The organism is Bartonella sp. ML69XJBT (assembly GCF_028618515.1).
GTDB lineage: Bacteria > Pseudomonadota > Alphaproteobacteria > Rhizobiales > Rhizobiaceae > Bartonella.
On sequence record NZ_JAQITB010000052.1, the window covers coordinates 1 to 7,644 of the forward strand.

General features: G+C 37.5%; 8 protein-coding genes, 2 tRNA genes and 1 pseudogene. 9 read left to right on the top strand and 2 right to left on the bottom strand.

What is annotated here, in order from left to right:
* Positions 1–376 (top strand): DNA adenine methylase (locus PVV68_RS09190; RefSeq protein WP_273782936.1); only part of this gene is annotated, 376 nt, incomplete at its 5' end.
* Between the two features lie 271 nt (positions 377–647).
* The gene (tig, locus tag PVV68_RS09195) at positions 648–2,075 is read left to right on the top strand and encodes a trigger factor (protein WP_273720844.1); all 1,428 of its coding nucleotides are present in this window, start codon (positions 648–650) and stop codon (positions 2,073–2,075) included.
* 56 nt (positions 2,076–2,131) lie between these two features.
* Here tig and PVV68_RS10760 read toward each other — a convergent pair whose 3' ends face one another.
* Entirely contained in the window at positions 2,132–2,266 is a 135-nt protein-coding gene (locus PVV68_RS10760; RefSeq protein WP_404978371.1) for a hypothetical protein, read from the bottom strand.
* Between PVV68_RS10760 and gatB the strand changes: the two genes are divergently transcribed.
* The 4 genes and pseudogenes from gatB to PVV68_RS09215 all read left to right on the top strand — a co-directional run bounded on the left by gatB (position 2,204) and on the right by PVV68_RS09215 (position 6,058).
* Positions 2,204–3,703, top strand: coding sequence for an Asp-tRNA(Asn)/Glu-tRNA(Gln) amidotransferase subunit GatB (gatB, locus tag PVV68_RS09200; RefSeq protein ID WP_273720845.1), 1,500 nt, complete (start codon positions 2,204–2,206; stop codon positions 3,701–3,703). The genes PVV68_RS10760 and gatB overlap by 63 nt on opposite strands.
* 143 nt (positions 3,704–3,846) lie before the next feature.
* Positions 3,847–4,245, top strand: a complete 399-nt coding sequence (locus PVV68_RS09205; RefSeq protein WP_273720846.1) for an NADH:ubiquinone oxidoreductase subunit NDUFA12 — start codon at positions 3,847–3,849, stop codon at positions 4,243–4,245.
* Positions 4,246–4,324: 79 nt separating this feature from the next.
* On the top strand, positions 4,325–4,750 hold the full coding sequence (locus tag PVV68_RS09210; RefSeq protein WP_273720850.1) for a DUF2155 domain-containing protein: 426 nt from the start codon (positions 4,325–4,327) through the stop codon (positions 4,748–4,750).
* Positions 4,751–5,318: 568 nt separating this feature from the next.
* Positions 5,319–6,058, top strand: a pseudogene (locus tag PVV68_RS09215) (rhomboid family intramembrane serine protease).
* Here the strand turns inward: PVV68_RS09215 and PVV68_RS09220 are convergent.
* Positions 6,048–6,878, bottom strand: a complete 831-nt coding sequence (locus tag PVV68_RS09220) for an RNA methyltransferase (protein WP_273720847.1) — start codon at positions 6,876–6,878, stop codon at positions 6,048–6,050. The pseudogene PVV68_RS09215 and the gene PVV68_RS09220 sit on opposite strands and share 11 nt — an antisense overlap.
* A gap of 205 nt (positions 6,879–7,083) precedes the next feature.
* Between PVV68_RS09220 and PVV68_RS09225 the strand changes: the two genes are divergently transcribed.
* From PVV68_RS09225 to PVV68_RS09235, 3 genes are all read left to right on the top strand, one after another.
* Positions 7,084–7,167 (top strand) — tRNA-Tyr (locus PVV68_RS09225).
* Between the two features lie 33 nt (positions 7,168–7,200).
* A tRNA-Gly gene (locus PVV68_RS09230) sits at positions 7,201–7,274 on the top strand.
* A 183-nt stretch (positions 7,275–7,457) separates the two neighbouring features.
* A partial coding sequence (locus PVV68_RS09235) for a GTP-binding protein (RefSeq protein ID WP_273720848.1) occupies positions 7,458–7,644 on the top strand: 187 nt, incomplete at its 3' end.

Sequence of the window (7,644 nt, forward strand, 5' to 3'; positions counted from 1 at the left end):
TTTTAATCCCGAGAAGCTTTTATCAAGAATGCGACGTGTTAGACAGAAGCTTCTAGATACAACTATCTTAAACTTATCGTGGGAGCGGGTTGTGGAGCTATTTGATGCACCTGATAGTTTGTTTTATTTAGACCCACCATATTTTCTGAAGAAAAAGTATTACAGTTCTGGAAACTTTGATGAAAATGATTTTGAGAGTATGGCAAAAATTCTCAAAGGTGTCGAAGGCAAATTTGTCTTGAGTCTGAATGATTGTGATGCTGTTAGAGAGATCTTTAAAGATTTTGACTTTTTAGAAGTTGAAACCCTTTGGACAGCAGGTACGGCAAAAAAAACACCTCGAAAAGAAGTGCTGATTCACAATTGCAATATATAGATGATGATGTTATTTGATAGCGTTGTGGATTCTATATGCTAGGTGGTTTAAAAGGTGGTTTTATTTTTTAATAATTTTATTAACTTATTGAAAAATAGTAAGGAATTATTATTAAATGGCTCTCTCCATCCGCACCAAAGGAATTTTTTGAGCACTATAGGTATCTATGTGTCTAGAATTCCGCTTCATGTTGATTTAACACTCAAGTGTTAGAATGTGGTTGTTATCAGAGAGGATTATTCCTTTCCTTAAGAAGAATGAAGGTTGTTTAATGCAGGTTACCGAGACGCTTAATGAAGGACTGAAGCGCGAAATTAAGATCGTGGTTCCGGCGAGAGATTTAGAAGAAAAATTAAATGAACGGTTGGATCATACCAAGGATAAAATCAAGCTTAATGGTTTTCGTCCCGGTAAGGTGCCTGCTGGATACCTACGGAAGATGTATGGTAAGTCTTTTATGGCGGAAATTCTCAATGAGATTGTTAGCGATGCGCCCCGTTCTATTTTAGCTGATCGTGGTGAACGTTCGGCGATGCAGCCACAAATTGATATGGATGAAGATGAAAAAATTCTTGATGGTACAGCTGATTTTGTTTTTAGTTTAAAATATGAAGTTTTGCCAAAGTTTGAAATTAAGGGCTTTGAGCATATTGAAATTACTCGTGAAATCGCAACTATTCCTGAACAAGAGATTGATGATCAAGTGAAACGTGTGCTTTCTTCTACACGTAATTATTCACCAAAAGATGGTGTTGCTGAAGAAGGTGATCGTGTTACAATAGATTATCTTGGTAAGCTCAAGGGAGTTCCATTTGAAGGTGGAGCAGATAATGATGCACAATTGATTCTGGGATCAAAGCAATTTATTCCTGGTTTTGAAGAGCAATTGGTTGGTGTAAAAGCAGGCGATACGAAAACAATTTCTGTGAAATTTCCTGAAAATTACAGTGCAGTACATTTAGCTGGTAAGGATGCGGAATTTGATATCACCGTTAAAGCAGTTTCCCAATCGGATGAATTAAAAATTGATGATGAAGCAGCACAAAAGGTTGGTTTAGAATCTTTGGAACGTTTGCGTGAAGTTGTTCGTGGGCAAATTGAAAGCCAATACGGTTCAATGACACGTCAAAAAGTTAAGCGTCAGATTCTGGATGCTTTAGATGCTGATTATGATTTTGAGATTCCTGAAGGACTTTTAGAAATTGAATTTAACAATATATGGGCTCAAGTTAATGACGATTTAAAAAAGGCTGGACGCAGTTTCGAAGATGAAGGTGTGACAGAGGAGCAAGCACGAGAGGAATATCGTGTGCTTGCACAGCGTCGTGTTCGTCTTGGTTTGGTACTTTCTGAAATTGGTATGAATGTTGGTATTAATGTAAGTGAAGATGAATTAAAAGCGGCAGTTTTTGACCAAGTTCGTCAATATCCTGGACAAGAAAAAGAAATTATGGATTTTTTCCGTAATACTCCAGAAGCTGTTGCAAATCTGCGCGCCCCAATTTTTGAAGAAAAAGTTATTGATCATTTGCTGGCAAGGATAAGAGTCATAGATAAAGAAGTAACAGTTGAAGAGTTGATGAAGGAATATGATGAGTTAGATTTAACTGAAAAAAAGCCGACAAAGAAAAAAACTGCGGTGAAAGAAAAAGCTGTAGAAAAAGCTTCAGCTAAGAAAAAGACACCTAAAAAGAGTTAACATTTTACGAACAGAACAAGCCCGATAAAATCGGGCTTTTTTATAAGATTTCTATTCTAGACTTGCACTTGATATGGTTTTAGATTAGCCATCAGATATATTTGAAAAATATTGATAATGGATGAGCAATGAGCATCGTTGATACGCGCACTCCTGATTCTAAACGTTTTATTTCTGGAGTTACAGGTAATTGGGAAGTTATCATTGGCATGGAAGTTCATGCGCAAATTATTTCAGATTCAAAACTTTTTTCAGGTGCATCAACCAAATTTGGTGCAGAGCCAAACAATCATGTATCACTTATTGATGCTGCTATGCCTGGTATGTTGCCTGTTCTTAATCAGGAATGTGTTCGTCAAGCAGTTCGAACAGGCTTAGGATTAAGGGCGCATATTAATTTGAAATCTGTTTTTGATCGTAAGAATTACTTTTATCCAGATTTACCACAAGGGTATCAAATTTCACAATTTCGTTATCCGATTGTAGGTGAGGGAAAGATTATCATATCTGTTGGTCCAGATTCGCATGGTCAGTTTGAAGATGTTGAAATTGGGATTGAACGGTTGCACCTTGAACAAGATGCAGGAAAGTCGATGCATGATCAGCATCCAACGATGTCTTTTGTAGATCTTAACCGTGCTGGTGTTGCTCTTATGGAGATTGTCTCTAAACCAGATATGCGCTCAGCAGATGAGGCCAAGTCCTATATGACAAAATTGCGCACGATTGTTCGTTATTTAGGAACGTGCGATGGTAATATGGATGAAGGGTCTATGCGTGCAGATGTTAATGTGTCTGTTCGTCGTCCTGGTGAAAGTTTTGGAACACGCTGTGAAATAAAAAATGTGAATTCTATCCGCTTTATTGGCCAAGCAATTGAGTATGAAGCACGTCGTCAAATTGCCATTTTAGAAGATGGTGGTGTCATAGATCAAGAAACGCGACTTTTTGATGCAACGAAAGGTGAGACGCGATCTATGCGTTCAAAGGAAGAAGCGCATGACTATCGTTATTTTCCTGATCCTGATCTTTTACCGTTGGAATTTGATCAAGCGTTTGTAGATTCTTTGGCAGCTGAGTTGCCTGAATTGCCTGATGATATAAAAGCACGTTTTATCAAGGTGATGGGATTGACCGCATATGATGCCTCTATTCTTGTCACAGAAAAGTCCATTGCTGATTATTTTGAAAAAGTAGCTCATGGGCGTGATGCAAAAACCGTTGCAAATTGGGTGATTAATGATCTTTTGGGTGCTTTAAATAAAGATAATCGTGAGATAAACGAGACGCCAATATCACCAGATCAACTGGGAAGCATTATTGATCTTATTAAAGAAGGAACGATTTCTGGAAAAATTGCTAAAGACCTTTTTGAAATTATTTGGCATGAAGGTGGTGATCCGCGTCAGATTGTGGAAGAACGCAATATGAAGCAGGTGACAGATACAAAGGCTATAGAGAGAGCTGTAGATGAAATTATTGCCAATAATGCTGATAAGGTTGCGCAAGCGAAACAAAAACCTGCTTTAGCTGGTTGGTTTGTTGGCCAAGTTATGAAAACAACTGGTGGGAAGGCAAATCCTCAAACTGTTAATGAGTTGGTTAAAATGAAACTTGGCATAGATTAAGTTTTATGGGGCTAGAAGAGAGCCCGTAAATATGATACCTCTATGGTTAAGGGATGTGAATTCACTTATCGAATGGAGTTATCTCGTAATTTTAAGTGTTACGACAAGTTAATCCCATAAATATACTAAAAATGGACGAGAAGATGGCTATTTTTTTGAAGCAGATCTTTACATGGTGGAGTGGTAATACCATAAACACACGCTTTTTCACGTGGCGCAAAGGTAGGCGGGTAGGCGAAGATCAGTTTGGGAATGTTTATTATGAGGGGGGAATGCATAAGGATGGTTATCTGCGCCGTTGGGTTATTTATAAAGATTATTCTGAAGCATCTACCATTCCACCAGGGTGGCATGGTTGGATTCATCATCGTTGTGCGTGTCCACCAACACAGGAGAATTATCGTCCATATGAGTGGGAAAAGCCTCATGTTGCCAATATGACAGGGACAAGTGAAGCTTATCGTCCAAAGGGAGCTATTCCTTACAATGGTGAGCGCCTTTGTGTGCGTGAAGATTATGATGCGTGGTCGCCTAAAAAATAAGATGTTTTGGTAGGTGTGTATTTTTCTTATTTGCACTATTTTATGAAGAGAATTTTTTAGATGTGATTGATTTGATGTGATGAGATTTTTTTTACGGTTGGGATTGAGGCGTTTTTTTTGTTGTTTTTTCATGGGCGTTGTTGTGGTCTTTTCCACAATTTGTCGAGTAGAAGCAGAACGTATGAGCAATGGCATTGCTGTTTTTGCTGGTCTTGATAAAATTACTGGACAGACGACACGTTTTGAAGTCTCTCTTGGTGAAGTTTATCAATACGGTGCTTTACAAGTAACGCCACGAGCATGTTATACGAGTTCCAAAGACGAGCCTACTCGTACAACTGGTTTTATTGAAGTTAATGAGATCTCCTTAGATAAAAAGGTACGACGTATTTTTACAGGATGGATGTTTGCAGATAGTCCTGGCTTAAATGCTGTAGAACATCCTATCTATGATGTTTGGTTAAAAGACTGTAAACAGAATTCTCAGAATCTTTCCATTCAATGATCTTTTGTATATATGATATATTGAAGGTTTTGTTTGTTTTATAATCTTATCTTAAACAATTAAATGTAATTTTTAAAACAAGAATTAGATTCTCAAAGGTGATGGAAAATAATTTAAAAGGCAGATTGCCTATTTTGCAATTATGATGGTTTTTGTAAAATATGTCCTGTTAAATTGCTAAGTCATAGAGAATTATTATTCTACAGAGAAAACGTATGTAAATTTACAAGATTTTTTCCTGTGGTGATAGAATCTTTTCATTCTGATTGAATAATATATTAAACAGATGAATAATAAAAACGATGTTATTCCTATGAGAGAGATTTTAGTCAAATGAATGATTTCCATTTGGGTTGAGTATAATGCAGTGATTTTATGGATGGTATTTTTAACATTCATTTTTTCAAAATACTTTGTAAAAGACACAAGCGTTTTTATACAGCAATATCTGTATTTTAGATATAGTAGAAAAATAAAGTTAATTTTTTAAATGCCCTATTATCAAAATTAATACATTTATCTTGTACAAAGGACGATCAATTTACCAGAGAGTATGAGCTTTTATACAATGAGAGATAGTAATCACCAATATAATGATATATCATTTTTTGCAAAACAGCCGAAAGAACCATTATTGAATATCCCATTTATTATAGTTGTTTTGATTGCATTTTGTTTTTGTATCTATGTTGTTCCTCAGTATTTTTTTCTCGCTCACTCTATATTGAAAGCCTTGAGCTTTTTTCATTCACACCAGTGTTCTTTAAGGCTGAACCACTAGCATTTTGCCATACGATGATGAGTTATTCATTCATGCATGGTAGTTTTCAACATGTTGCTATGAATATGGCTTGGCTTTTGGTTTTGGGCACCCCTTTAGTAAGACATTTGGGTGGTTTACGTTTTTTAATATTTTGGATATTAACAGCGATTATAGCCGTATTGACTTATTTTGTATTTCACCAAGAGAGTGAAATATCGCTGGTTGGGGCATCGGGTGCACTATGTGGAATGATGGGGGCTTTTGTACGTTACGATTTTTTTCGAAATTCTTTGAGGGGTAGTGTGCAGAATAAAAGATTTTTAAGCCCTTTATTGTCTATAAAAAAAGCTTTGTGTTCAAAAAGGGTACTTGTTTTCGTCAGTATATGGTTAATTGTTGATTTTATCATAGGTATTTCCTCTATTCTCTTTAAAGAAGATGCTGTTAAAATCGCATGGGAAGCGCATATTGGCGGTTTTTTTTCAGGTTTTTTGTTGATTGGTTTTTTTGATACTTCGTGGAAAAGATTAAAAACTACGATCTAAGATATTTATGAGCTGCGTAAAGCGCTATTGTTGCAGCGTTTGAAACATTTAATGATTTAATATTCCCAGGCATATCAAGACGTGTTAATGCGTAGACGGTTTCACGTGTTTTTTTGCGTAAACCTTTTCCCTCTGCGCCTAAAATAAGAGCAATTTTTCCCCCAGTTAATGCAGTTTCTAGAGAATATTCACCTTCGGAATCAAGACCAAAGCTGATAAATCCTGCATTATGGAGTTCTTGAATCGCTTCGGCGAGGTTTCGTACGGTGATATAGTGAATGAGCTCCAAAGCTCCAGAGGCGGCTTTAGCAAGAACGCCACTTTCTTGGGGGGAGTGGCGACAAGTTGTGATAAGTGCACCAGCTTTAAAGGCAACTGCAGAGCGCATAATAGCACCAACATTATGGGGATCAGTAATTTGATCCATTACAACGACAAGATCGGTGTTGGTTAATTCAGACAATTGACATGGTTTGAGGGGCATAGTTTCTACAACAACACCTTGATGAACTGCATCGCTTCCTACGAGGGTATCGAGTTGTTTGGGGGTGTATAATGTAACAGGACAAGGTAATTGTGATTCGGATATATTTAATCGTTTTAAGGCATTAGCTGTAGCATAGAGAGAGCTAAAAACTCTTTTTGGATTTTTTAAAGCGGATTGAACAGCGTGGATACCATAAAGACGAATTGTTCCTTGTTGCAAGGGAGCCGCTTCTTTTTTTGGTCGTATGGTAGATCGAGAAGAGAAGCCCTTTGCATCGCGATATTGGCGACGTAAACGAGCATAATGAGAATTTTTCGATATTTTTTGTTTCATAGCTTCTTTATAGCGTTTAAAGGAGAAAAATAGATAGAAAAAAGTTGTGATTTAAAAATTATTAGCAGGAAATTTGTACAGAATTGTATTTATTCTGTTGACAGAGACGCTCGTAATCGTCATAACCGCCCCGCAACCTATTTGAATTGAATGGTGTCAAATTTTGGTTGTCGTGATGTCTTATCGCGCAACTTGCCGATGGAATGGAGGGGTGCCCGAGTGGTTAAAGGGGGCGGACTGTAAATCCGTTGCGTATGCTACGTTGGTTCGAATCCAACCCCCTCCACCATTCATCGAAGGAGAGTTGGTATGTGTAGGTTATGCGGGTATAGCTCAATGGTAGAGCAGCAGCCTTCCAAGCTGAATACGCGGGTTCGATTCCCGCTACCCGCTCCAAACAGTTGCTAATGATGAGGCTCGTGAGTATAATAGAAATATCCTCTCGATCATAAGTGGGGTGGGTTATTCATCTTAGGGGTTGTAATGGTTGGGCTGAGATAGTAATCCGGTTTACTTCAGTTCTACAGGACTGTTTTTAGGTGCAATAAAACAAGAGAACAGAACAAGAGATTAATAACGATGGCAAAGAGCAAGTTTGAACGCACGAAACCGCATGTTAATATAGGAACGATTGGTCATGTTGATCATGGGAAGACCTCTTTGACAGCAGCGATTACGAAATATTTTGGTGAATTTAAAGCCTATGACCAAATTGATGCAGCGCCAGAGGAACGCGCTCGTGGAATTACCATTTCTACAGCGCATG